The sequence below is a fragment of the Actinoplanes sp. NPDC089786 genome, assembly GCF_040684855.1.
Classification (GTDB): domain Bacteria; phylum Actinomycetota; class Actinomycetes; order Mycobacteriales; family Micromonosporaceae; genus Actinoplanes.
This window is the reverse complement of sequence record NZ_JBFBGU010000030.1, coordinates 58090-82310: the sequence shown is the minus strand read 5'-3', so window position 1 is coordinate 82310 and position 24221 is coordinate 58090. Positions and strand designations below refer to the sequence as shown.

Here is a 24221-nt window from a genome sequence, read left to right as displayed (position 1 = left end):
GAACTACGTCATCCATCCTGGACCGATCCCAGAAACCCTACGAGACCAGACAATCAACCTCGAACCGACCAGCTAATTCATCGTCAGGCCCTAAAGGTCCACCGGCGCGCAGCTGAAGTACCAGAGGGCCGAGCCGCCGCGGTCCGGGTCCAGCCAGGACGTCACCGGGCGGTCGTACCGCCAGCCCAGTTCGACCGCGGTGAGCTCGTCGGGGGTCCAGCCGTGGTCCAGCAGCCAGTCGTGCGGCGGAACGGGGTGGCCGGAGCGGATCAGTCCTTCGAAGCGGCGGGTGCCGTCGTCGGACGCCGCGAGTTCGGACCGGGCGTCCGGGCTGACCGAGGCCAGCTCGATGCCGAGGCGGCTGCCCGGCGCGGACAGCTCCCGGGCGCGGGTCAGCAGCGCCTCCAGCTCGGGCCGGTCGAGGTAGACGGCCAGGCCCTCGGCGATCCAGGCGGTCGGGCGGGACGGGTCGAAGCCGGCCGCGAGCAGAGCGGACGGCCAGTCGTCGGCCAGGTCGACCGGGATGGCCGTACGCTCGGTCAGCACCGGCACGCCGGCCTTGGCCGCCGCCTGCTCCTTCAGCGCCAGCCCGGCCGGCCGGTCCAGCTCGAAGATCCGGCGCCCGGGCCATGTCTGGCGGTAGGCGCGGCCGTCCAGTCCGGCACCGAGCAGCACGATCTGCTCGACCCCGGAATCGATGATCATCTGGTCGTAGTGCAGGGTCCGCAGGACGATGACGTCGCCTATCATCCGCGCCATCCCGGCCATGTCGCCCGGCATTCTCTCGAAGTCCGGCGGTGTGCCCGGTTCGGACAGTCCCAGGTGGACCATCAGGGCCTCGGCCAAGGGGTCGCGGAAGGCGGGATTCGGGGACAGCGACTCAGCGGCCCGGTGGGTGGCCACCAGCACGGCGGTCCAGCCTACGCCGTCGGGCAGGGTGGGTGCGTCAGTCATACCAGGGACGACGCGGCGGCGGGCGGTCAGTTCAAAAGCGCGCCCACACCATGCGCAGTTTCCGCGGATTTCCGGTCAGCCGGGCCGGATCCCCACCGGGCGGCGAGACGACGCGGGTCTCCACAGTGGCCGCTCCCGCGCGGTCAGATAGAACCGCTGGGCGGCGAGACTCCGCTCCAGCACCCAGAGCCGGCGTAGGCGCCCCGGTAGTGGCGGCGCCAGCTGTCGGCGTGCGGCGAAGCGACTGCTCGGCGTCGTCGGCCTCGGCGGCCCGGAAAGGTTTGACATGGGCGCCCTCGCCGAGCGCCGACACAGGTCAACTCAGGCTGGAGCCGCTCGCGCTTTCACCACGTGGGAGGCCGCCGGGACCAGGCGAGCACAATGTGGACACGGTCCGGCAGGTTGAGCTTCGCCAGGATGCTGGAGACGTGTGCCTTGACCGTGTACCGGCTGATGCCGAGCCGGTGGGCGACGTCGTCGTTGGACAGCCCGTGACCCACAAGGTCACAGACTTCGCGCTCGCGCTGGGACAGGTGGCGCAGGGCCGCGCGCAGGCGCTGGCCCTCCGCGGTCGGCATCGCCGGACCGAACGTTTCGAACACGCGCGCGGTGGCCTCGGGTGCCAGGACAGCGTGGCCGGAGACGACGATCCGGATGCCGTCGCGCAGCCGGTCGCCGGGTGCGTCTTTGAGCAGGAAGCCGCTGGCTCCGGCCGAAACCGCGGCATAGACGTAGCTGTCCAGGTCGTAGGTGGTCAGGATCAGTACCCGGGGCGGGTGGCCGGAGACTGTGGAGGGACCGGCCACGATGCGGCGGGTCGCTTCGATGCCGTCCATCACCGGCATCCGGATGTCCATCAGCACTACGTCCGGTGTGAGGCGGCTGGCTGCCGTCACCGCGTCGGCGCCGTTGGCTGCCGTACCCGCGATCTCGAGGTCCGGGGCTGCTCCGACCAGCCGGGTGAGCGCGTCGCGCAGCAGCTGCTCGTCGTCGGCCACCAACACGCGCACGGGACGGTCGGCGGTCAAGTCTCGCCCCGCATCGGGAACGTAGCGATGACCTCGAAGCTGCCGTCAGCACGTGACGCGGTCGACAGAGTCCCGCCCACCAGTGCGACACGTTCACGCATGCCGACCAAACCCAGTCCGCTGCCACCGGGAGCCCTACCCGACCGGACCGGAGGTGCGTTGTTCACCCGTAACGTATCCACGTCGTCCAGCCCGGGAAGCACGACGAGCGGATCATGAAGGACCGAGTCGGGGGCCATCCGCAGCACCCCGAGCAGGCGGCGGAGCTCGGCCAGCGACTGACGGCCGGTTGCCGCCAGCCGCCGCAGTGCCTCGCGCAGCTCCGCGTCGTCGCCGGTCTCCGAGGTCGCGTCGGCGTCGAGCACCATCGCGGTGACCGCGTGGTTGAGGATGTCGTGCAGTTCCCTCGCCAGCAGGACACGTTCCCGTTCGGCCGCACGCTGCTCAGCCCGGGCACGTTGCTCCTCCAGTCGCCGGGAATATCGGATCTGGTGGGCGCTGAGCCGGCCGACTCCCCAGAATGCGCCGAACAGGACGGTGAGCGCGATGCTCCCCGCCGCGGCGTACCCGGGATCGTCGCCCGTGACGCTGGACACCGTGACCAGAACGGCGATCAGGCTGAAGGTGAGGACCAGACCGGCCTGCTGCTGCCGGCGACCGGCCTACGCGCCCAACCCGCATGCGGCGGCGAGGAAGCCGACCAGCAACTCCATGTCCTTGACCACCAGCACCGCTTCCAGAACGGTGACGACGATCAGGACGGTCAACGGGAACCGGCGACACAACAGCAGGGCCAGCGACTGCCCGAGGACCACACCAAGCAGCAGCCCGGCCGGCCCGCCCGGCCGCCTCCCCAGCACGGTCACCAGGGCGGCGAGCAGAGGCAGGCCGACGAGAAGGACACTGCTCATCCACTCCAGTCGGAGTCGATTCGCCGCCGCTTCGGCTTGCTCCTGGTCCAGAGATACGCCACCACGGGCACCGCGAGGATCCACGGCAGCAGGCCAACCGTCCAGCTCAGCGCCGCTGACGGTCCGGGACGCGAACCCACCGGCAGCGCCAGGACCCCGGTCGAGGTGCCCTCCGGACAGGTCCGAGGGCGCCGCCCGCGGCACTTGCACCCGGAACGGCAGCTGGGAGAACTCCCCTCCGGCACGTAGCTCCAGCCAGTGCGGCCCCTGGTCGCGTACCGCCAGCATCAGCGGGTACGTCCGTGCCACGTCCCGCTCGAATAGGAAACTCCCGGCCGTCGCCCCCGCGGAGGTGCCTGACCGCACCGTCACCTCGATCGGCAGCGCTCGCACCGGGGTGTGCGGGATGAGGTCCACTCGCAGCGGACCGGGCACCTCGCCGACACGCCGGACCGCCAGGGTCACCTCCATCCCGGCGATCGTCTGCGCCAGCACGGTGTCCCCACCCGGCACCGGCCCGTGCGCGGCGGCCGGTGCCCCGCCCACCGCCACCGCCGCGACCGCCATCAGCAAGGTCACCAGCACTCTGATCGACATGCCGGAAAACCTAAAAGGAAACACGCTCGCGCGCGTAGTTCCCGGGAACGAGTAGCACTAGTTCCCGGGAATTAATGTCGTGGAACGCTGATGCGAGTGCGGGAGCGTGCGATGGATCAAGGATCTGGCCGACGGTTCTTGACCCAGCCAGAGGCCTGGCTCGTTGTCGCAGGTGGGATCGTTCGCAGCTCGATCGGTGGCCGAACCGGTTCTCTCCTCGCAGACTGGTCGCCATGGCTGCCGTTCGACGATGCGGCCGTCTCAGCGCCGCGTCTGTCGGTTCCTGGATCTCGACCAACAGAATCCCATCGCCGATCGCGTGCGGCAGGCCGGCCGGGCAGAGGATCGCGTCGCCGGCGCGACCGGGATCCGGCTGGTCGCGGCGAGCATCTCGTCGTTCTTCTGCCCATCAACCCACCCGGCCAGCTCATCAAGATCGACATCACGAGCAAAACCTAGATGGACGCACGCGCCGGGGCGCACGTTAAGAGTGGGGGTGGGACGGTTGGACGGGTTTCCTTGCCAGCTCGGCGAGAAAACCGCCGACGAACGTGTCGCCGAGACCAACGGTGGTGGGGTTCTCGACGTCGAGCACGAAGCCGGGAATGACAGTGCCCTTCATCCGAGACGCGAACGCGACGGACTCGGGCCGCCGCGGCCGCCGACGCAGCCGCTCGACGTCCTTGTCGGTGAAGTCGTCGCCGTGGCAGTAGCGGGTGGCGGCCATGACCGTGCCGGTGTCGAGGGCGGCGGCGTAATCGCCCGCGCCGGTCGCCAGGGCCCAGTACTTGGTGTGCAGCACCAAGGTGGGCACCGGGATCAGTTCGCGCACCTCAGCGAGTGCCGACGCCACGTCCTCGGCGTCCAACAGGTCGACCGTCCGGTTCAGGTAGGACTGCAACTCGTCCTCGTTCAGCCCGTACACGTCGATGTGGTCGAGCAACGCCTCCCGGACCCGGCGGCTGAAGGCGGGCTCGTGGTAGGCCGCGTCCTCGAAGTAGGTCACCGCGGACGGCGGTAGCTGCCGCATGTGCGCGGTGAGGGACGCGAGCCGATCATCGAGCTCGGCGGCGTCACGCATGGCGTTGAATCCGGAGATGAGGAATAGGTCGGCCGCGCTCAGCCGCTCTCCGAGATCAGCGGTGAGCACCATGTCACTGTTCGCCGGGTCGTTCACGTAGATCAGGCGGTTGGGGAACGGTGGGTTGATGTCGATGTCGTTCGCCCGGATCCGCAGGCCCTGGTCGTACTGGACGATCAGGTGCGGATAGTAGGTGTCCTCGACGCCGCTGTTGATGTATTCGCTGTCGTCCGGCAGCAGCCTGCGGAACGTGTCGTTGACGCTGACCAGGTGCAGGGTCGACGGCACGCCCAGCCGACTCATCAGGATCCCGGCCCGCACCGACGTCCCGCCCAGCGTCTGCCGATGCGGGAACCGATTGGCGAAGGTCTGCAGCGCCGGGGCGGAGGCGACGAAGTGCTCGCCGCCCCGGTCCCGGGCGACGGATCCCAGGATCGACACGACCAGGTCCCGCTCGCCGGCCACCTCAACCGGCGACGTCAGGTCCGCGGCGACGATGCCGTACTCGATGATCAGCTGCTGCAGAACGGGAGCGGTCAGCTTCAGCTCGTAGTCGACACAGCCGCCCAGGCCCAAAACGACTCGAGACGCGCCTGTCATGTCGGAACGAGGCATGTCAGAACAGAGAACCCTTGCCCTCGGCGCCGAACAGCTCGATCTTCTGCGCCGCCACGACCTTCATGGCGTCGAGGCAGGCGGGCTGGATGGCGTTGGGCTCGCGCACCTTCGAGTCGCTGCCCAGAACCTCGCGCATCTTGTCGTGGTAGGCGACCTTGATGTCGGTGGAGATGTTGATCTTGTTGATGCCGGTGCGGGCGGCCTCGCGGATCTCGTCGTCCGGATTGCCAGAGCCGCCGTGCAGGACCAGCGGGATGCCCACCCGGCTCTTGATCTCCTTGAGCAGGTCGAGCTTCAGCTCCGGCTTGAGGTGCGCCGGGTAGAAGCCGTGGAACGTGCCGATCGCGATCGCGAGGGAGTCCACGCCGGTCCGCTCGACGAACGTGACCGCGTCGTCCGGGTCGGTGTAAATGATCTCGGCGGCGCCGGCCTCGGCGTAGCTGTCGTTGCCGCCGATCGTGCCGAGCTCACCCTCGACCGACACGCCGAGCACGTGTGCGGAGTCGGTGACCTTCTTGGTGAGCGCGAGGTTTTCCTGGAACGGCTTCAGCGAGCCGTCGATCATCACGGAGGTGAAGCCGTACTGGAACGCCTGCAGCATCTGGTCGTAGTCGGCGCCGTGGTCCCAGTGGATCGCGACCGGGACGCTCGAGTTGTGTGCCCGCTCGGCGATCGCCTTGATCAGTTCGGGTCCGATGTGCCGGACCTCGTCCGGGTGGATAGCAACGATGAGCGGCGCGTTCGTCTCCTCGCTGATCTCCACGATTCCCTTGAACATCGCCCAGTCGCTGATATTGAAAGCGGGCACGGCGAAGCTGTGCTCATTGGCGACATCCAGGATCGCCTTGCCGGTCGTCAGCATTTCGGTGTTTCTCCTTAGCGAGGGGGCGGTGGTTCAGGCCTTCACGGCGCCGGCAGTGAGCCCGCCGATGAACCGCTTCTGGAACAGCAGGAAGAGGACGAGGACGGGAATGGAACCGAGGATGCTCATCGCCATCATTTGGTTCCACTCGTACGAGTGCTGGCCCATGAGCATCTGAATGCCGATCGGCACCGTGCGCATGTCATCGGTACGAGTGAGGGTGAGAGCGAAGAGGTATTCGTTCCACGAGATCATGAACGTATAGACCCCGACCGCGATCAGACCTGGTACGGAGATCGGCACGAGGATCCGCCATAGTGCGGTCCAGCCGGTGCCGCCGTCCACCTTGACGGACTCGTCCAGCTCGCGCGGCAGGGTGTTCAGATACGCGGTGATCATGATGATCGCGTACGGGAGCGTGAACACCATGTGCGTGAGGATCAGGCCGGGATAGGTGTTGTACAGCCCGAGCGCAACGACGAGCCCGAAGTACGGAATGACGAGGGTGATCGGCGGCACAGCCTGCACACTGACGATCACCGCGTTGATGGTCTTCTGGAACGGGAAGGTGAAGCGGCTGAACGCGTACCCGGCCACCAGTGCCACCAACAGGGTCAGGAGCGTCACCGCGATCGCGACGATGTAGCTGTTCAGGAAATACCGCAGCTGGGCGCCGTTGCCGAGGATCGCGGTGTAGGCGTCCAGCGAGAACGTCGAGGTGATCAGTTTCGGCGGGTTCTGGAAAACCTCCCCGTTGCTCTTGAACGAGGTGGACAGCATCCACAGCACCGGCAGGCCGGCGAACAGGCCTCCGACGATCAGCCCGGTGATGACCCCGGCCTTCGCGAAGGTGCGCTTGGTCTTGATGGCGACGGCCATGGCGATCACCTCACCCTTTGCTGGCGTACGTAGAAGAAGGCCAGCACCATCGTCAGCAGCAGGACGATCACGGCCGCGGCGGACGCGGTGGAGAACTCGTACTCACTGAAGGCCTGCTTGTAGGTGTAGGTGCTGAGCATTTCGGTGGCGTTCAGCGGGCCACCGCCGGTCGTCATCCAGATCAGCGCGAACTGCTGGGACGTCCAGATCAAGTCGAGCACCGCCATGCTGATGATCACCGGCCGTAGCTGGGGCAGCGTCACGTGCCGGAACCGCTGGAACCAGTTCGTCCCGTCCACCGCGGCCGCCTCGTACAGGTCTTTGGGAATGCCCTGAAGGCCGGCCAGCAGGCTGATCATAAAGAACGGATAACCCGACCAGATGTTGATGAAGGTGACCGCCCAGAGCGCCTTGCCCGGGTCACCGAGCCAGTTCACTCCCTCGTTGATCAATCCGATCGAGTGCATGACGTAGTTGATGACGCCGGAGGGGTCGAGCAGCAGCCGCCAGATGACCGCGATGACCGCGATCGTGAACAGCCAAGGAAGGATGTAGACGAGCCGGAAGATGACCTTGGTGACCCCGCCCAGCAGCTCGGTGTTCAGCATCATCGCGAAGGCCAGGCCGAGGACCAGGTGGGCGACCATGCTGACGGTGATGAAGACGGCGGTGTTCTTCATCGCGACCAGGAAGTCCGGGTCGGTGAGCACCTTGGTGTAGTTGGCGAACCCGGCGAACACCGAGTTCTCCTGGACTATCACGTTGTCCCGGAACGAGTAGCTGATCACCATGACGATGGGGACCACCATCAGGACCACGATCAGCACGATCGTCGGGGACAGATAGCCGTACGGGACCAGGCGCCGGGCCAGCGTCTTCCGCGCCGGCGCCGCCTGCTCGGCCGGCGGGGCAGCCTTCGAGGCGAGCAAAGTCATCACTGTCTCCTAGGTCGGGCGCCGCACCGGGCTGCGGACCGGCGCGGCGCCTGGGCTGGCTAACCGATCACCGACGACCAGGACTCCTGCGACTTGGCGAGGGCCTCGTCGACGCTCGTCTTGCCGGTCAGCACGAGTTGCAGCTGCTCGTCGAAGCTGCGCATCAGGTCCTCGGACTTGGGCAGGCCGACGAACTCGTTGGCCGGGACGCTCTCCTTGTAGATGTCGAAGGCCTGCTTGAACAGCGGGTCGCTGTTGCTGAAGTCGGGCTCGGCGTTCTTGTTACCGGTGAAGCCGTTGGCCAGGGTGGCGAGCTTCGCGTTGGTGTGCTGGCTCATCAGGTAGGAGACGAACTTCCACGCCTCGGCCTTGTGCTTGGTCGAGTTGGAGATGCCGACACCCCAGGACGCGTACGGGATGCCGCGCTTGCCGGTGTAGCTGTCCTCGGCCGGGATGGCCGCGATCTCGAACTTGAGGTCCGGCTTGTTCTTCTTGATCAGGGTGACGTGGGCGAGCGAGTCGATCATCATGCCGACCTGGCCCTGCGTGAACTTCTCGACCTTGTCCTGCTCCTTCATGGTGAGGGAGCCGGGGGCGATCACGTTCGCGTCGTTCAGGCTCTTCACGTACTCGACCGTGCTCTTGACCGCAGCGGTCTGCAGGGCCGGCTTGCCGTCGGCCAGCATGCTGCCGCCGGAAGCCCACAGCCAGGACATGACGTCGTTCTGGATGCCGTTGGGCACGGCAGTGTCGAGCGGGAGCGCCCAGCCCTTCACGTTGCCGCCGCTCGCGCTGATCTTCTTGGCCGCGTCGAGGAACTCGGTGCGGTTCTTCGGCGTCGTGGCCACGCCGGCCTTGGTCAGCAGGTCCTTGTTGACGAACAGCGGATAGACGAAGTTGACCACCGGGATCATGTACGTCTTGCTTTCGAGCTGAATCTGGCTGGCCAGCTGACTGGAGTCATAGTTCGCGTCGGTCATCAGCTTGGACATGTCCGCGATCGCGCCCTGCTTGGCGAAGTCGTTGACCCAGGCACCGTCGAGACCCACCACGTCGGGCAGGGTCTTCGAGGCGGCCCCCGTGATCAGCTGCTGCTTGGTCGAAGCGTACGGCGCGCTGATCAGTTTGATCTTGATGTTCGGGTTTTGCGTGGTGAAGTCGGCGACGATCTTGTCCAACTCCCCGGCCGGAAGCTCGGCCCCCCACCACTGGGCGAACTCCAGCGTTACGTCGCCGCCCGCGGCGGAGTCATCGGAGTCGCCCCCGCCGCAGGCCACCACGAACGCGACCATGGCGGCCGCCGTCACTGCCCCTACCACTCGCTTCAACCGGGTCGAACGAACCGCCATGGCGGGCTCCTTCTATATCGAAGTCTTCCTGTTCTCTGCCGTGTTGGCGTCACGTTAGCAGCGTGTTACAGATGAAGACAAGAGAAGAACAGCAAGGAGCTGCGTAGTACTGCATACGGTTGCGCGTGGATATCTCGATACACGGTCTTCACCCAGTCGATACTGCTGCTCAGCTAGGAATGCCCGATCTTGCAGGTCTTCGCGGCTCTGAGCAGCGGCCCGCAGGGTGGAAACGCATTTGTGGCATACTGCCGCACTGACAAGGGGGAATCAGTGAGCGTGGACAGCAACGAACGGCAGCGCCACCTGCCAGCCGGGCGCAAGGCCCAGCTGGCCGCCTACGTTGCCGAAACCGGCCAGGTCACCGTCGGTGAGCTGGCCGAACGCTTCGGCGTCTCGATCGACACCGTCCGCCGAGACCTGGACCAGCTGGCCGCCGAGGGCAGCCTCGTGCGCACCTACGGCGGCGCCGTCAGCCTCTCCACCGTCTCCCGCACCGACCGCGCCGTCGACCAGCGGCTCAGCGTCCAGGAGCAGGAGAAGGAGAAGATCGCGGCGCTGGCCGCGGCCCTGGTCCAGGACGGCTCCACCATCATGATCAACGGCGGCACGACCACCCTCGCCCTGGCCCGCAACCTGGGCCAGCACCGCGACCTGACGGTGGCCACCAACAACCTGCTGGTGCCAGGCGCGCTGCCGCCCACCGCGGTCCGCGACATCTACGTCTTCGGCGGCGCGGTCCGCGCCCTCACCCTGGCCACCATCGGCCCGGTCAGCTTCCGCGCCAACACCGGCGCCGACCTCGACATCAGCTGCGATCTGGCCCTGATCGGCGTCGGCGCGGTCTCGGCCGACGCCGGCTACACGACGAGCAACCTGGCCGAGGCCGCGATGATGCAGGAAATGATCTCGCGGGCCGCCCGGGTGGCGATCCTCGCCGACACCTCCAAGTTCGGCCGGCGCCTGTTCGCCCAGGTCTCCGAACTGGCTGCCGCCGATTACCTGATCACCGACAGCGCGCCGCCGCCCGACCTGCGCGAGGCCCTCGACGCAAACGGCGTGGAGCTGCTCACCCCCACGGCAGGCGGGACCGCTCCTGCCAGTAGGCGGCAGCCGGCATAGGCCCAGCCCGCTTCTCCAGCCTGGCGAGAAGATCGTTGACCGCTCCCTGCGGCATCGGGACACCGATCGGCTCGCGGAACAGATTGGCGATGACGAAGTCGCTGTCCGAAGCCCGTTCGACCGTGGCCGCTCGAAGACGTAAGCCCGCACCACCAGCGAGTCGACCGGCACCGGCCTGCTGTGGATCGACTTGGCCCAGGCCCCGTCGACGTTCTGCCGAGGCACCACATGCAGATGCGAGCGGCCAATCAGACAACCCAGCGACGATGAGTCGACCAGGAAGTGGATGTCCTCGCGACGCTGACCCACAACTCACTGCGTCGAAGGCAGGCCCGCGCCATCAGCAACACGATCGGCCAGCACAACGTTGATACGCCTCGCTCCACGGACCGGCTTCTCACCGGGGCCGACCAGCACCTCCGCACCGCCTGAGGTTTCCGAGTTCCCGCGGCACGTGCTTGAGCCACGTCACGAACAGTCCCATGAAGGCCCAGGCGGTCCTCCAGTCTCGCCGAGTGCGTCGGCACCACGCCAGATACAGGGCGATGGCTCCGGCACAAGCCTTGGAGGTCAGCTCGGCATTGTCCTCGCCGAATTTCACCTGACGCAGGTAATCGTCGCCTCCCGGACCACCGCGACACGATGTCGCTCGCGATGAGTGAGCTGCGTTGATTGGAGGCCGGGGTTTATGCCCGGTACGTAGCTCCCGGTCAGTGTCCGAGACCGGTCCCCGCCCTGACGTGCGTGGTGAGTAATTGCGGGTGCGAAGCTCAGGGAAAGCCCAAGGGTTCCCGTGCTCGTCACGACCGGCGTCCGCCCGCACTACCGGCGCAACACCCCCCGCGCCGTGCAGAGCACCGGCCACGTCCGCGTCAGTGCCCACCACCGTACGGACGGCACCTACGTCCGCTCGCACCACCGCAGCGTCGACCCGGTGCTCGCCTCGCCCACCTCCACCGAGTCACCCGAACGTGGCCTGCATCTATGCGCGGGGCGATGAGCGCCGCGAGGTTCCGTCGGAGGGGCAGGTGACTCCGTGCTGAGCCGCCAGCTCGCCGTGGTCGCGGTGATTTGTCGAGGGAGCCGGTCGATGCAGCCGACGCGCATCGTTCCGCTTGCCTCACCGGTTCTGTCAGGATGGTGCCATGGGCGGGCCCGGGGGTCCTGGTGGTAAGGGTTGGCGGTTCGGCTTGGCGCCCGGTCGCCGGCGGATTCCTGCGCTCGCAGCCGTCGAAGTCTGAACTTATCGCCGACCTCGACCGGATCCGGTGCCGGCAGGAACGACGCCCGGCATGGGTACCACGGGCGGGCGCTGACGGGCAGCCGATCCAGGCCGACGAACGCCCGGACAGTGACGACCAAGCGAAAGCGCGGACACGCCCGTCGGGAACGTTCCCGGAACTCGGTGAGATCACCACCCTGCTTCCGGTGAGCTGGCCCGACCGTCCCGAACTTGACCTGATGCCTGGCGGCACCGGGGCCCTCGAGTCCGATGTATCCGGCGCCGACGATGATCGCGGTGCGGGCCTGGCGGGCGTTCAGGGAGTCGAGCAGGGCAACGGTGTCGCCCATGGTGTGCAGGACGTGGACGCCGTCGTCGAGGCCGGCGATCGGTGGCCGGGCCGGGACTGCGTCGGTGCCGATGACCAGCCGGTCGTATCCGAGGGTGATCGTGCCGCCGCCGGGGGTGGTGGCGGTGACGGTGTGGGCGCCGGGGTCGATGGTGGTGGCGCGGTAGCCGGTGCGCCCAGCAGACGGGCCCGCCGTTGTTACGAAGGCCGGTTGAATACGCCGTCCAGCATGCGCGCCACCAGCTCGCCGCGGCTACGCACGCCGACCTTCGCGAAGATCGACTTCAAGTGGTCCTGCACGGTTGCGGTGGTGATGTGCAGGAGGCCGGCAATCGCCCGCGATGGCCTGCCGCTGATGACCTGTTCGAGGATGTCCCGTTCTCGGGGCGTCAGCCCGTACGCGAGTTGCAGGACCTCAATCACCTCGGATGCCGGCGCCGGCTGGATCAGCACGGCGATGGTCGCCGGGTGCCGGTCGCCCGTCAGAGGGGACGCCTGCACCGAGAGCCACCGTCCCGACGTCCCTCGGATTCGGGCGTAGGCTCCCAGCGGCGAGTTCTTCCCCCGAGCCGCGACATCGAGGACGGCTATCGGCGGCGCCCCTGTGATGTCGGTAGCGAGTTCCTCGAGCCACTCTTGCCCGGCCGGATTCGCGGTGAGCAACCGGAAGTCGTGGTCGAGGATGAGCACACCCGCTTCGGCGGGTCCGCCGACAGCAACGCTGGCCGGGCGATGAGCGGCCCTTCGCAGCGCCGCCGCAACCGTGACGGAGAACCGCCGGAACAGGTCGACGTCGTCCGGGCTGAAGTCGGGTCGCGACCCACTGCGATACAGCGACATGCCACCCCAGCATCGGTCGTCGATCACAAACGCTGCGCGAAGTTCATGGCTGGCGTCGATGAGCGGCAGCAATGCCCGGTATCGGTGACTCAACGTCGGATCCCCGCCGGTCGCTTCGCTGAGAATGCCAACGCGGTCCTTGGCCCGGGCGAGCTCGGCGAACTTCAGTACGTCATCGACCAGATACTCGTTGTACGCGGCGTCCGCGGCGGCGTCCGACGAAATGCCTTCGATCACATGGTCGGTCACGAGCAGGGTCGAGGGGTCGATCAGGCCGAAACAGAAGGCGTCAGCGGTCAGACGACGCGACAGGTGAGAGCCGATCCGGCGGCCCAGCTCCCGGGAGTCGAGGCCCAGACGGCACAGGGCCTCGATACTGTGCGCGGTTTCGCGGTTAGGGTCCGACGCTGTCACCGGTCCGACGATATCCCAGGAATGTGGACGATATCCCAGGAATGTGGGAGGGCTCTCCGGACCGTCGTCTCCTAGCCTGGTCCCGCGGCCCGCACCAGCATGGCCGTACCGACAGACCCGGAGTCAGGAGCAAGGCATGTCCAGTGTCGCAGTGGTCGCCGAGATGGTCGGTGCGCCGGTCTCCCTGACGGCGATCGACGTCGACGTGCCGGCCCCCGGGCCCGGCGAGGTCACCATCGACGTGCGCGCCGCGGGCGTGAACCTGGCCGATTTCATGGTCTGCCTGGGTGCGATCGCGAACGCCAAGCGCTTTCCGGCTCATCCCCTCGGGTACGAGGTCGCCGGGGTGATCTCGGCAATCGGGCCGGACACCGCGATCGCCTCGGGTGGGGGCGCGGTGGGCGATCCGGTGCTGGCGTTTCGAGTGAGAGGTGGGTACACCGACCGGCTCAACGCCCGGGCCGACGATGTCTACCGGAAGCCGGACACGCTGACTTTCCCGGAGGCGGCGAACCTGCTGCTGTGCGGGACATCGGCATCGAAGATGCTCCGCGTCACCGGCGTCACGGCCGGCGACACGGTCCTGCTGCACGCCGCCTCGGGTGGCACCGGAGTCAGCATTTTGCAGCAGGCCCGAATGGTGGGTGCGCGGGTCATCGGTACCTGCGGGAAAGACAACTTCGAGGTGGTTCGGCGTTTCGGTGGAGAACCGGTGGAGTACGGGGAGGGCCTCGCAGAGCGCGTACGGGACCTGGCCCCGGACGGTATACAGGTCGCCCTGGATTGTGCCGGCACAGACGAGGCCTTGGACGTCTCCTTCGCCCTGGTGCAAAATCGGCGGCGGATCATGACATGTTGCGCGTATCCGCGGGCGTTCGACGAGGATATGGAGTTCTCCATCGGCACGTGGCCCGGGGCGGCGGAGCGCGCGGCGCGCGCCGACATCATCGAGCTGGCCGCCGCCGGCAAGCTCGTTGTGCCAGTCGCCGCAACGCATCCATTGTCGGATGCCGCGGACGTGCTCAACTTCCTCAGCCAGCGCCACCCGGGCGGCGGAAAGCACGCACTCGTTCCCTGAGCCTGCCCGATCGGTCGACGGGGTGGGCGAGTCAGGCGGCGGCGCGGTCGCCGGTACGGCGGCGGCGCGGGTCGGCCTGCTCGATTGCGGGTGGTACGTAGGCAAGGAGTCGTCACTATTCAAGCCGGCAATCCGAGTGCGCCCTGCTATGTCGCGCGACCGGCGGCGTGCCGAAGTGGACGGCCGAAGTCGGCCGGGCTTGGCCAAGGAAGCCTGCGGGGCGCTGCCGTTCACCGCGGCGTCGACCGGAAGACGCCTTCAGGAACCGCCACGGAAACGATGCGTTTCTATGGCGACGGCTCTCCTTCGATGGCGAAGGTTCTTTGACATCGTTCACCGGAGGTCGTCGCCCGTGAAGGCGCTTTCTGCCACGCGAGCGGTCGGCGGCGTGGCCCCGACTTGATGGCCGTGACGGAAAGTATCTGTTGAGGCATCCAACGTAGTTGCGTTGATGCGGATGTCGGCGGAGACATTTGACAACGCACAGTAACCGGACAAAGTGTTGATATCCACCATCGCCTGGAGGTGCAGTCACGATGCCGCGGCAGAGGGTTTCGGCGGCTTTTATGTGATCGCGGCCGGTGCAGGTACCGGCAAGACGGCGCTGTTGACGGCTGGGGTACGGCAAGCTCATCGCCTCGGATTCACGGTTCTGGCCGACGCCGCGTCTCATCGGGACATGACTCCACCATTCGGCGTCGCTGCACGACTTCTGGGCATGAATGACTGCGGCAACGTCCCAGCCAGCATGGACGATTTGCATCAGCGACTCGATAAGCTCGTCGCCAACGGACCGGTCCTCGTGGCCGTCGATGACTGCCAATGGCTGGAGCGCGAGTCCCTCGAATGGCTGTGCGCGCTGTCGACTCGTGGCGGACTACACCGGCCCCTTGCTGTGATGCTCACCGTCAGCGTCGGCGAGCCGAGCCGTGACCCCGAGCTGATCGAGGAATTGCGTACGCTCTCAGCGCGACCGCTGCGCTTGCCGGGGCTTGATGTCGAAGCCACCGAAAAGCTGCTCAGTCACCGACTCGGCACTGTGCCGGACGCCTCGTTCGCGGCGAAATGCGGACAGCTTACGCTGGGAAACCCCCTGCTCCTGACGCTGTTGGCGGACGCGATGCTCGACCACGGCGTCGAGCCGACTGCTGAACACCTCGGATCCTGTACACGATCGACGTGGGCACCCTCACACGGATCTTGCTCTCCCGCCTGCAGCGCATATCCGCGCACGGGCAGACCGTCGCCGAGATACTCGCTGTTCTGGGCGGGACCGGCGATCTCCACCTGATCAATCAACTCACCGGCCTCACCCCGGTGGTCGTGGCCGACACCGTCCGTGCGCTTACCGAGACCGGGTTGGTCGCCGTGGAAGGCAGCACCGTTCGGCTGGCCCACGAACTCTGCCGGCTCCAGCTCAGCCGCGGGATTACGCACACCGCACTGCTGGCGACCAACGCGCAAGCGGCGCAGGCAATGGCCCGCGACGATGCTCCGGCCGCACAAGTGGCGCGATACCTGCTCGCGTCGCCCGTTGTCGCAGAGGACTGGGCGGCGGTATCCCTGAAGCAGGCCGCCGACGACGCCGTCCGCGACGGAAACCTCACCGCCGCAGCCAATTATCTGACCCGCCTCAACGCCGAGCCGCTGCCTGCCGCCTTGCGGGCGGACGCGCTGCTGAGCTTGGCCGAGATCGAAGCCCGTACCTCGGGTCAGCCTGCGAACGACCACATCGCCGCTGCCCTCGCAATGCCGCTCGACGACGCCAACCGCCGCCGCGCGTTGGCCGCCCTCGCCGACGTGCGCTACCTCACGGGTGCGGACGACCAGGCGCCGTCCGTCGACGGCCCTGACGCACTCGTCGCGGAGCTCTATCTACAGCACGCGGTGACTGCAGGCGAGGGCGTTCGGCTGCTGGAGCGGGCCGGTGAACACGTCGGGACCATATCTGGGCAGGCCGCCCGGCAGCTCTCCTCGTTAGCCCAGTGTGCAGCCCAATCTGGTCAAGGTCCCGAGCGAGCCAAGACGTGGGGCGAGCGGGCACTCGCCAGTGCTGGAACCGGACTCGAGGACACGGTGGCACGCCTGCGAGCGATCGAGGTGCTCGTCGAGACAGAAGAGGTCGACACAGCCCGGCAAGCCGCCGAGGCGGAAGCCGGTCCTCGCGCCGGCCCTTGCTCCGGACGGCGATCTCACCACCGCGCCAGTCGACATCGTCGAGCCGGAGCCGGGCCACCTCGATCGACCGCAGTCCCAGCCGCGCGACGAGCATCAGGATCGCGTAGTCGCGTACCTCGACCGCGTTGTCGCGTGGGCAGCGATCCAGCAGCAATTGAACATCGCTCGCCGGCATCATCGGCGGCAGCGAGGCCAGGCGCCAGCCGCCGACCGGAGGCACTGCCGCCCCCAGTTTCGTCGGTGTGATACCGCTCAGGTGAAGGAACCGCATCAAGGAGCGAAGCTCAGCCACCCGGCCTTTCGCCGAGCCCGACGAGATCCGCCCGCACTCGTCAGCAGAAACGCGTTCAGCTGCGCACCGGTCAACTGCTGCGGCGCGAACCAGCCGCCGGTCGTCGCGTACTTGGTCAGGAACCGGCGGGCGGTGTTCTCGTAACGCAGCATCGTGGACGGCGAAAGGCCACGCTCTTGCTGCATCCAGCGGCGATACCGGCCTAACAAAGCAGCCAGCGGCGTCGCCGCGACCGGCGCCGCCTCGGGGACCACGCCCACCTCACGCAGGAACGTCAACAACGGCAACCAGCCCCGGGCACCAGCCAGCCGTTGACGACCGGCTCGTCGCTGGTCCGCCAGGAATGCAGCGAGCCGATCCTCGGATAGATCGGCGACCTCGAGCTCCTCCTGGCGCAGCCACCGCCCCACCAAGCCGAGGTCCTTGAGCATGTTCCGGACCGTCGACCGCGTGTAGCCGCGCTGCGACAGCCACTCCCGATAACCCTCGACCTGCCCGGCCAGAGCACCGGCCTTCCTGCGGGGAGTCCCCATCACCATCACCCCTCTTGCAGGGAGCGCGCGCTCCCCTCCGATCAGGGCTGTGCCCATTCATGGAACTATGTCGATGCCATCACCGCGTCTTTCACTCGATCGAGGACAGTGGTTCGGCATAGTTTCGGTCTCGGCATAGGTCAATGCAGAGCAGGCCGACGCGGCCGTGGCGTCGATCACCAGATGATCATCTATCTGCGTCAGAAGCCACGCAACGACATTCGCCAACCACGGTAGGCATCGAGGCAGCCGCCCCTTGCAGACTCCAGACCGCGCACCCAGGACCCCGATAATAGTGGTCAGCGCCCTGAGGAGCAGTGGTGTCGAAACTCGGCTCTGGCGCGAACTGTGTGATGGACGCCTGACGATCAGTCGTTGTCCGGCCGTGTGACGCCGTCGAGCAACTGCTCCCTCATCTGGCCGACATCAAGATCGAAGAGGTGCACTCGGACGCCGCTCTGCTCTTCATGGCCGCCGTGCGTGGTAACGCGGGGGCATGCCCTGCCTGCTCGAAGACGTCGGCCCGAATCCATTTGCCCAGACGGTATGCAAAGGTTGCTGCGGCGCGGCGCTGGGAGGTCCGTGGTCAGCGCCGACCGCAGGCCGGGATGCCGGAACGCCAGGACCCCGCCCTCGTCGACCAGCACCTTCGCGGCCAGCGCCTCCTCCAGGGCCGTGATCAGTTCCCACGGCGGCCTGCCGCCGACGGCGGCCAGGTCGTCGCCGGTCACGGGTGACCGCACGTGCTCGGGATCCTCGGCTAGTTGGCGGCCCGTCCTGTCCGCCTGCCGGCCGGATTGATCTCCCGTGTCCCGCTGGGCGCCGGCCTCGACCCCACTCACGCCCGCGACCCGATCTGAGCCCTGCCGCCGCGCACCCTTCGTCGTGCCCGTCGGTACCCCGCCCGGCGGTTCCGGGCTGGTTCGCCGCCGTGCCGCCGGGCCATGATTTCCAGCGCCGACAGGACCGGCCGCGCTGGAACGCCTTCCCGTGCTGATGGCCGAGATGACCGAACCGGGTGGCCAGTACCGCGGCACCGGTCACCCGGGTCGGGGCGGGTCAGCCCTCGGGCGTGATCCGGGCCAGGGCGGCGTCGAGGAGCGCGCCGGGTGCCTCCTCCGGGATCCAGTGGCTGACCCCGGACAGGGCCACGAAGCGGTAGTCGCCGCTCACCCAGTCGGCGCACAGGTGGGCCGCGGTGGCGCCGATGGCCAGGTCGCTGTCGCTCCACACGAACGTGGTCGGCACGGTGACCGCGGGCAGCTCGGCCCAGTCGCCGACCCGCAGCGCGCGATACCAGTTGACCGCGCCGGTCAGCCGGCCCGGGTCCCGCATCGCGTCGATGTACTGCTCGGCCCGGTCACCGATCGGGGCGAGGGCGCGGCGGAACCAGGCGAAGTCGTCGGCTCGCACGGAGTCCTCGCCGTCCGGCGCGGCCAGCATCGCCTGATAACCGAACTGTTCCCGCTGGCTCTCGTCGTCGGCCAGCGCCTTGGCCATCGCCGCCGGGTGCGGCACCGACACCGCGGTCAGCGTCCGGACCCGCTCCGGGTGCAGCGCGGTCACCAGCCAGGACACCACCGCGCCCCAGTCGTGGCCGATCAGGTGGAACGCGGGCACCCCGAGCGTGTCCATGATCGCGACGGCGTCGGTGGCCGCCTCGAGCGGGGTGTACGCGGCCGGGTCGGCCGGCCGGGCGCCGGGCGCGTAGCCACGCTGGTCGTATGCGATGGTCCGCAGCCCGGCGGCGTGCAGCTTGGGCCGGATCAGGTCGAACTCGCGGTGATCCTGCGGGAAACCGTGGAGCAGGAGGACAGGTACACCGTCCGCCGGCCCGTCGATCACCACGTCGAAACTGAATTCACGTGCCTTGACCTGCATGTCGTTGCGCCTCCTCAGGCGAGTGCGGTCCGGGTGGCGGTGACGAACTCCCGGAACACGTCGGTGATGGTGCTCTTGCGATCGGCGGCCGTGTTGAGCAGGAACATGGCGTCACGCAGCGGCGTGGTCAGCTCCAGCTGTGCCCCGGCCCCGGTGAACGTGCGGTTGCAGATGTTGCGCGGGTCGGTCCCCGCCCAGGTCGGGGGTGTCGGCCGCGTCGATCGCCTCGATCGAGTGCTGGTCGAACGCGGCCATCAGGCGGCTCTTGAGCGCCGCGTCCCGCCCGCCGAACAGCATGGCCTGTCTGCCCGAGGGCAGCCCGGCCTGCGCCGGCGAGCAGCCGTGCAGGCTCACCAGCCGGGTGGCACGGGCGGCCACGAGCACGGCCACCGGGTCGTCGCAGTGCGTCGCGGTGACGTGCAGTTCGCCGTTGTCCCGGGACCGCAGGCCTCGTACATCGAGTAGTCGTGAACCGGCGCCGTGGCCGCCATCGTCGCCGGGTGGTAGCCGGCCACGGCGAGGGCCAGCTCGGAACAGCCCGGCTCGATCCCGCCGCCGTGCAGCGCCAGGACCGCGGTCTGCGGGAACGCGCCGCCCACCTCGCCCGCCCGGTCGTCGAAGGCCGCGTGCCGCCGGTACCGCCGCCCGTAGTCCAAGCCCTCGACGATGATCGTGATCCGGGCAACGCCCGCGACATCGGCCACAGCCCAGAATGAACACGGACATCCGCTTGATATCGGCTCGCAGTCACAGCACATTGCCGATTCGGACGTCCTGGCTGGGCACTGCGAGCCCGCTGACCGAAGTCGTGACGATGAGGTCGATATTGGAGGCGACCAGCCCGGCCGAGGCCAGGACGCCGCAGATGGCCTGTCCACCGAACCGGCGACCGACGTCGCTCCACACATCGTTGGCGTAGTGAGTATGGGTATGGAGGGCATAGGGCCGCGTTGCTGCTCGATGCGGCCGTAGTAGTCGGCCGACATGCCAGCCAATGCCGCCAGCTCCTCACTCCGTAACCCGCCCGTGCGCCGGTGCGGACCGCGGGGAAGCCCGACATTCTCGAGCGGCAGCGCCTCGCGGCGTGCCCGCTGAAAGTCCGACAGCAGCGCCCGATCCACGTCAATCCTCCTCTGCCGACAGGCCGAGCAAGGCGCGGTGGTAGCGCAGGCACGGATGAACAGGCCGCGAACGGCGATCCCCCCGCCGGGGAGACGTCCCACCATCCATCAACGGAGACCCCACCTGTCGATCTTGCGAAAGCCGAGGACTGACCGATCGGCAATTCCACGATAGAGGAAGGGTTTAGCCGAATGGATCATCATTTGATGCAATGTGACTAGGTTGAAATGCCCGTTTCGTCGAGCCCTCGCTGTCTCACAACGGGACAGGTCTGCCCGCCAGGACCGCAGCTGGCCGGAGGCGACCAGCCCGTTAAGCGCCAACAGCGGACAGCAACTGCAGCTTCTGAGAACTCGCCGGCCCGGCCGCCGGGTTCGGCGCTGTCGACTGCGCGCAGGCCTTGATCAGTTGCCACGCCGTGAGGCTACGTCGAAGGTCACTGGCCGTTTAGTTGTCTCGTGAACTACGCCGGGATAGTTCACCCGATGCATCTACTCGCACGGGCGGCCCGTCAAATCCAGGTCCGCCGCCAGCCTTGTCGCCGCTGGCGCTCTCGCTGCTCGCCCGCAGCCCTATTCGTCGTTCCCGGTTTCGCGAAGGGGGTCGACGCACGACTCGTACGTCGGTCCTCGGCCTCGGCGCGCACGATCGCGTTGCTTGGTCACTCGGCCGAGCAGTACCGGGTCGCAACGATCTCGTGTAGCTCAGCTGGCTTCGCTACCTGCGGCTGCCGTTGCCGAGGGCGAGGCGGGAGTACAGCGGGTAGCCGAATCGGTGAGCATCCGGGATGTCCTCGACGTCGCCGAAGCCGGGCGGTATCCCGGCCAGCGCGCGGTTGTCGAGGATTCTGGCCAGTTCCGCCTGTGCCCACGGCTGGCGCTCGACACGGTTCTTCAGCGCCTCGTGGCGCACAGCCGAGTTCATCGATGCAGAGAAAGTCGACGCGGCCGTAGCGAGCGATGGTCTTGGCGAGCATCTTCTCGTCGGCGGCCTCGACGAGTTCGTTGACGCGTTTGGTGACCAGGACGTAGCGGACGCGGTGCCCGGCCATCGCTGCCTCGGCGCCCAGGGCTATGAGCAGGTGTGATTTCCCGGTGCCGGAGTCGCCGATCAGGCAGAGCGGTAACCCTTTCTTGATCCAGTCGCATTGGGCGAGGGTGTGGACGACGGCGGGGTCAACGTTGGGGTTGGCGGTGAGCGCCTGCTCTCCCTCCGGCCGCATGGTTCCGGCTCAGGCCAGGGGGCCTCCGAATCTGCATTCGCCGGCGGCGCCGATGGTCAGGGCGCTCAGAACGCCTTCGTTGACCGGTCGATCCATCTTCAGCGCGACCAGCACCTTCTGGTAATTCCATGCGCTGACCTCCAGGGTCAGCCGAACCTGGTCGGCTGGGCTGTAGTGCTCGGTGAGTTCGGCGACCAGGGCCGCGTCAATTGTCAGCGGATCGGCCATGTATGCGTCGGCGAGTGACAGCGCTGCCTTCTGCGCCGGTGGCAGGTCGCTGGCCGGGTAATCGTCGAGAGCGGCTTCGAGCTGGGGGCCGACCACTCGACGGCCGTTCTCGACGAGGCGTACGGAGGAACAGGTCCCGCACCGGTGGTATCGGGCGGCCCGCAGCCGAAGGAGTTCACGCGTGTCGGAGGGGATCCCGCTCGACGCGAGGATGCGGTCATGCCATTGCACGTTCGCGTGCGTCAGGGTCATCGGACGGTCCATATGAGGCTCCGTGCTCTCGGACGTCTCGGGTCCGGTAAGCGTTGCCGCGCCGCTGAGGAGGGCTCGGTGCGCTATGCGCAGACGTGTGGTCTGGTCGATCAGGTACAGCGCTTCGACGAAGTTGCGCAGGCCTTGGTCGCCGTGCTTCGCGCGTACCGAATTGAGGTGGTCCTCGCCCACGTCCGCGACGCGGTCGACGAACAGGTCGGCGAGCGTGCGTTCGGCGTCGCCGGATTCGCTGCCACGACGGCCCTCCAGCCGATCGTTGACACGTTCGCGCAGAGTATCCAGCAGGTTGGCGTCGATCGCGGAAGCGGTCGTCTCCCAGCTCTGCTGCCACGCGGTGTACACATGCGGTGCCACCCGCTTGACTGCGTCAAGGTCGTTCATGTGTGCACTCCTTCGTCTTCGTTGAACCGCACACGGAGGAGGTGCGGCCGGTGGATCCCCCGATCCCGACGAATTTGCGGGCGCTCGGTTCATGGCCGGGAGCGCGTTCGCCGATCTGGAGCGGATTCTGATGGCGGCCGCGAGAACCTCGTTCTTCGCCATGTCTAGGCAGTCCGAAAGGTCCAGGCCGTTTGTTTCACCTTCGAACGCGGCGCCGGTGTGCCGGGTTGGCCGCGTTCGGCCCGCGCCGGGAAGCCAGAGCAGCTGCCGGTTGACGATCGCGGGGACCCTGCCGGGTTGGTCGTCCGGTGGTGTCGAGAGTCGTGGACACGAAATCCTCGGACGATCATGCGATGCGGAAAATGGCGTTGAAACGGTGCCGAAAACCGCGGAGATAGGCACCCCCAGGACTCCACCTCGGTGTAGTCGACAACGCCGGCGATCTCCAGCGCAGCCAGCCGGTTGTGCTTGCTCCGGTCGCTGGTCGTCGCCCAAACCTGAGCGCTGACGGCGTGGGCGAGCTGAGCGGCGTAGAGGGACACGCCGCCGGTGCCAAGAACCAGCACGGTGTCGTCGGCTTGAGCGGTCGAACGCTGTAGGGCCGGTTCGCTCAGCGCTGTCCACGTCGTCAGACCCGCGCACGGCAAGGTTGCCGCCTCCGTCAGACTCTGGGAGCGGCGGTGACGCGATCGGCCCTGCAGGATCGCGTACTCCGCGAGCATGCCGTTCTCGGTGCCCGACCCCAGACCCCAGGCCGAGCCCCCTGTCGGGGCCGGGCGCGCCGTCCGTCCATCCCCGAGCAGACGCTGATGACCCGGTCCCCCGTCTTCCAGGACTCGACGCCCGCCGACCGCGTCGATGACGCAGGCACCGTCGCTGAGCGGAACGAGCTCGCTGCGGCCCGGACACGCGCTGAGACAGACCGTGTCCGGGCCGGCAAAACCCGTGGTGCCGGATCAGCTCAGGTGGCGCCGCCACCAGTCGAGCATCGGCTCCGGGCGGCGCTGGAACTCCAGGTAGCCGTCCCAGCGAGCGGTGGTGTCGCGTACCCAGGCCAGATGTTTGTCGTTGACGTCCATGACGTGGTGCATCTGCTTGAGGTCTTCGGGCGTGGTCAGGGCGTCGTCGTGGACGCCGTACAGGTACGTGGGGATTCGCACGTGGCGTGCCCAGGCAGCGTCCGGGCGCTCGCCGAAACCGATGGAGGTGCCGATCTTGACTCGCCTGTCCAGGTCGTCAAGATGGTGTGCGCCGACGCAGAGAAGGTCAAGCATGCGGCCCATGATGACGCGGTCGGAGACGGGCTGGCACGCCACCAGAGAGTAGACGTGCTCGAACGCTGCCGGGTCCTGTCGCATCGCCGCGAAGGTAGAGTTCGCGCCAAGGCAGCGGCTGAACAGGCTGACACGCATAGTGGCGGTGTCGCGTCGCTGTGCCACATATCGCAGGGATCCGAGCACGTCACGGGCCTCGAACAGGCCGCTGGTGACCGCGCCGCCGTTGGCGGCCCCGCTGAGACCCATGTTGCGCAGGTCGTAGGCCAGCACGTTGTAGCCGGCCTCGTGCAAGATGCGGTAGTCGGGGACGAAATTGACTTCGATAGCGTTGCCGCTGGGGCCCCAGATCGATGCCCACGGCTCGAGGTGGGTGGGCTGGCCGGCGCGGTTGAAGCCCATCGGGTGGTTGGCGATGATCAGTCGGTCGGAGTCGGCCGGGATGAACCAGCCTTCCAGCGGCACCCCGTCGGCTGAGGGGAACGTGACGTCCTCGTGAGGCACGTCGGGGGCGTGAAGGATCGGTGATCGCGGTGGGTTGATGAAGGCCTGCGACAGGTGGTTGAGTGCGGTTTCGGTCTGCTGCTTCATGGGCGTG

Annotated in this window: 27 protein-coding genes and 1 pseudogene; 4 read left to right on the top strand and 24 right to left on the bottom strand. The window is 67.5% G+C overall.

Going from position 1 to position 24221, the window contains the following annotated elements:
* Nucleotides 1-90: 90 nt before the first annotated feature.
* The 9 genes from AB0O15_RS43150 to AB0O15_RS43110 all read right to left on the bottom strand — a co-directional run bounded on the left by AB0O15_RS43150 (nucleotide 91) and on the right by AB0O15_RS43110 (nucleotide 9214).
* Nucleotides 91-954, bottom strand: coding sequence for an SAM-dependent methyltransferase (locus AB0O15_RS43150; protein ID WP_364332261.1), 864 nt, complete (start codon nucleotides 952-954; stop codon nucleotides 91-93).
* A gap of 344 nt (nucleotides 955-1298) precedes the next feature.
* Complete coding sequence (locus AB0O15_RS43145; protein ID WP_364332259.1) at nucleotides 1299-1964, bottom strand: response regulator transcription factor; 666 nt, start codon at nucleotides 1962-1964, stop codon at nucleotides 1299-1301.
* 14 nt (nucleotides 1965-1978) lie between these two features.
* Nucleotides 1979-2578 carry a histidine kinase gene (locus tag AB0O15_RS43140; protein WP_364332256.1) on the bottom strand — a complete coding sequence of 200 codons (600 nt, stop codon included), beginning with the start codon at nucleotides 2576-2578 and terminating at the stop codon, nucleotides 1979-1981.
* 66 nt (nucleotides 2579-2644) lie between these two features.
* Nucleotides 2645-3490, bottom strand: a complete 846-nt coding sequence (locus AB0O15_RS43135) for a hypothetical protein (RefSeq protein ID WP_364332253.1) — start codon at nucleotides 3488-3490, stop codon at nucleotides 2645-2647.
* A gap of 484 nt (nucleotides 3491-3974) precedes the next feature.
* The gene (locus tag AB0O15_RS43130) at nucleotides 3975-5171 is read right to left on the bottom strand and encodes an ADP-dependent glucokinase/phosphofructokinase (protein WP_364332250.1); all 1197 of its coding nucleotides are present in this window, start codon (nucleotides 5169-5171) and stop codon (nucleotides 3975-3977) included.
* Between the two features lie 16 nt (nucleotides 5172-5187).
* Nucleotides 5188-6051 (bottom strand): ketose-bisphosphate aldolase, encoded by an 864-nt coding sequence (locus tag AB0O15_RS43125; protein WP_364332247.1) that lies wholly within the window; start codon nucleotides 6049-6051, stop codon nucleotides 5188-5190.
* A 33-nt stretch (nucleotides 6052-6084) separates the two neighbouring features.
* A complete protein-coding gene (locus AB0O15_RS43120) occupies nucleotides 6085-6930 on the bottom strand; it encodes a carbohydrate ABC transporter permease (RefSeq protein WP_364332245.1) in 846 nt (281 codons plus the stop codon).
* Nucleotides 6931-6935: 5 nt separating this feature from the next.
* Nucleotides 6936-7865 (bottom strand): sugar ABC transporter permease, encoded by a 930-nt coding sequence (locus AB0O15_RS43115; protein WP_364332242.1) that lies wholly within the window; start codon nucleotides 7863-7865, stop codon nucleotides 6936-6938.
* Nucleotides 7866-7924: 59 nt separating this feature from the next.
* Entirely contained in the window at nucleotides 7925-9214 is a 1290-nt protein-coding gene (locus tag AB0O15_RS43110; protein WP_364332240.1) for a sugar ABC transporter substrate-binding protein, read from the bottom strand.
* 273 nt (nucleotides 9215-9487) lie between these two features.
* Between AB0O15_RS43110 and AB0O15_RS43105 the strand changes: the two genes are divergently transcribed.
* Together AB0O15_RS43105 and AB0O15_RS43100 are read left to right on the top strand one after the other, a co-directional pair.
* Complete coding sequence (locus AB0O15_RS43105) at nucleotides 9488-10336, top strand: DeoR/GlpR family DNA-binding transcription regulator (RefSeq protein ID WP_364332237.1); 849 nt, start codon at nucleotides 9488-9490, stop codon at nucleotides 10334-10336.
* A gap of 793 nt (nucleotides 10337-11129) precedes the next feature.
* Nucleotides 11130-11336 carry a hypothetical protein gene (locus AB0O15_RS43100; RefSeq protein WP_364332234.1) on the top strand — a complete coding sequence of 69 codons (207 nt, stop codon included), beginning with the start codon at nucleotides 11130-11132 and terminating at the stop codon, nucleotides 11334-11336.
* Here the strand turns inward: AB0O15_RS43100 and AB0O15_RS43095 are convergent.
* Both AB0O15_RS43095 and AB0O15_RS43090 read right to left on the bottom strand, forming a co-directional pair.
* Nucleotides 11237-12058: an FAD-dependent oxidoreductase gene (locus AB0O15_RS43095; RefSeq protein ID WP_364332281.1), complete on the bottom strand. Its 822-nt coding sequence runs from the start codon at nucleotides 12056-12058 to the stop codon at nucleotides 11237-11239. The two genes, AB0O15_RS43100 and AB0O15_RS43095, sit on opposite strands and share 100 nt — an antisense overlap.
* 47 nt (nucleotides 12059-12105) lie before the next feature.
* Nucleotides 12106-13161, bottom strand: coding sequence for a helix-turn-helix transcriptional regulator (locus AB0O15_RS43090; protein WP_364332231.1), 1056 nt, complete (start codon nucleotides 13159-13161; stop codon nucleotides 12106-12108).
* A 136-nt stretch (nucleotides 13162-13297) separates the two neighbouring features.
* Between AB0O15_RS43090 and AB0O15_RS43085 the strand changes: the two genes are divergently transcribed.
* A complete protein-coding gene (locus AB0O15_RS43085) occupies nucleotides 13298-14239 on the top strand; it encodes an NADP-dependent oxidoreductase (protein ID WP_364332228.1) in 942 nt (313 codons plus the stop codon).
* A 499-nt stretch (nucleotides 14240-14738) separates the two neighbouring features.
* On the top strand, nucleotides 14739-15530 hold the full coding sequence (locus AB0O15_RS43080; protein WP_364332226.1) for an ATP-binding protein: 792 nt from the start codon (nucleotides 14739-14741) through the stop codon (nucleotides 15528-15530).
* Nucleotides 15531-16049: 519 nt separating this feature from the next.
* Here AB0O15_RS43080 and AB0O15_RS43075 read toward each other — a convergent pair.
* From AB0O15_RS43075 to AB0O15_RS43015, 13 genes and pseudogenes are all read right to left on the bottom strand, one after another.
* On the bottom strand, nucleotides 16050-16592 hold the full coding sequence (locus tag AB0O15_RS43075) for a tyrosine-type recombinase/integrase (RefSeq protein WP_364332278.1): 543 nt from the start codon (nucleotides 16590-16592) through the stop codon (nucleotides 16050-16052).
* 95 nt (nucleotides 16593-16687) lie between these two features.
* Nucleotides 16688-17299: a hypothetical protein gene (locus AB0O15_RS43070; RefSeq protein WP_364332223.1), complete on the bottom strand. Its 612-nt coding sequence runs from the start codon at nucleotides 17297-17299 to the stop codon at nucleotides 16688-16690.
* A gap of 311 nt (nucleotides 17300-17610) precedes the next feature.
* On the bottom strand, nucleotides 17611-17973 hold the full coding sequence (locus AB0O15_RS43065) for a hypothetical protein (RefSeq protein WP_364332220.1): 363 nt from the start codon (nucleotides 17971-17973) through the stop codon (nucleotides 17611-17613).
* A 328-nt stretch (nucleotides 17974-18301) separates the two neighbouring features.
* The gene (locus AB0O15_RS43060) at nucleotides 18302-19123 is read right to left on the bottom strand and encodes an alpha/beta hydrolase (RefSeq protein WP_364332217.1); all 822 of its coding nucleotides are present in this window, start codon (nucleotides 19121-19123) and stop codon (nucleotides 18302-18304) included.
* Nucleotides 19124-19137: 14 nt separating this feature from the next.
* A complete protein-coding gene (locus AB0O15_RS43055; protein ID WP_364332276.1) occupies nucleotides 19138-19296 on the bottom strand; it encodes a poly-gamma-glutamate hydrolase family protein in 159 nt (52 codons plus the stop codon).
* Nucleotides 19235-19546: a poly-gamma-glutamate hydrolase family protein gene (locus AB0O15_RS43050; protein WP_364332273.1), complete on the bottom strand. Its 312-nt coding sequence runs from the start codon at nucleotides 19544-19546 to the stop codon at nucleotides 19235-19237. Before AB0O15_RS43050 ends, AB0O15_RS43055 begins: the two co-directional genes overlap by 62 nt.
* Nucleotides 19474-19827 (bottom strand): poly-gamma-glutamate hydrolase family protein, encoded by a 354-nt coding sequence (locus AB0O15_RS43045; RefSeq protein WP_364332288.1) that lies wholly within the window; start codon nucleotides 19825-19827, stop codon nucleotides 19474-19476. The genes AB0O15_RS43050 and AB0O15_RS43045 overlap by 73 nt, the downstream gene beginning before the upstream one ends.
* Before the next feature lie 43 nt (nucleotides 19828-19870).
* A complete protein-coding gene (locus AB0O15_RS43040; protein ID WP_364332215.1) occupies nucleotides 19871-20029 on the bottom strand; it encodes a hypothetical protein in 159 nt (52 codons plus the stop codon).
* 933 nt (nucleotides 20030-20962) lie between these two features.
* Nucleotides 20963-21169 (bottom strand): hypothetical protein, encoded by a 207-nt coding sequence (locus AB0O15_RS43035; RefSeq protein WP_364332286.1) that lies wholly within the window; start codon nucleotides 21167-21169, stop codon nucleotides 20963-20965.
* Between the two features lie 40 nt (nucleotides 21170-21209).
* A pseudogene (locus AB0O15_RS43030) lies at nucleotides 21210-21467 on the bottom strand (ATP-binding protein); the annotation flags it as partial.
* Nucleotides 21468-21476: 9 nt separating this feature from the next.
* Entirely contained in the window at nucleotides 21477-22349 is an 873-nt protein-coding gene (locus AB0O15_RS43025; RefSeq protein WP_364332213.1) for a hypothetical protein, read from the bottom strand.
* A gap of 164 nt (nucleotides 22350-22513) precedes the next feature.
* Nucleotides 22514-23071 carry a hypothetical protein gene (locus AB0O15_RS43020; protein WP_364332210.1) on the bottom strand — a complete coding sequence of 186 codons (558 nt, stop codon included), beginning with the start codon at nucleotides 23069-23071 and terminating at the stop codon, nucleotides 22514-22516.
* A 234-nt stretch (nucleotides 23072-23305) separates the two neighbouring features.
* The gene (locus AB0O15_RS43015; protein ID WP_364332207.1) at nucleotides 23306-24214 is read right to left on the bottom strand and encodes an alpha/beta hydrolase; all 909 of its coding nucleotides are present in this window, start codon (nucleotides 24212-24214) and stop codon (nucleotides 23306-23308) included.
* Nucleotides 24215-24221 lie beyond the last annotated feature (7 nt).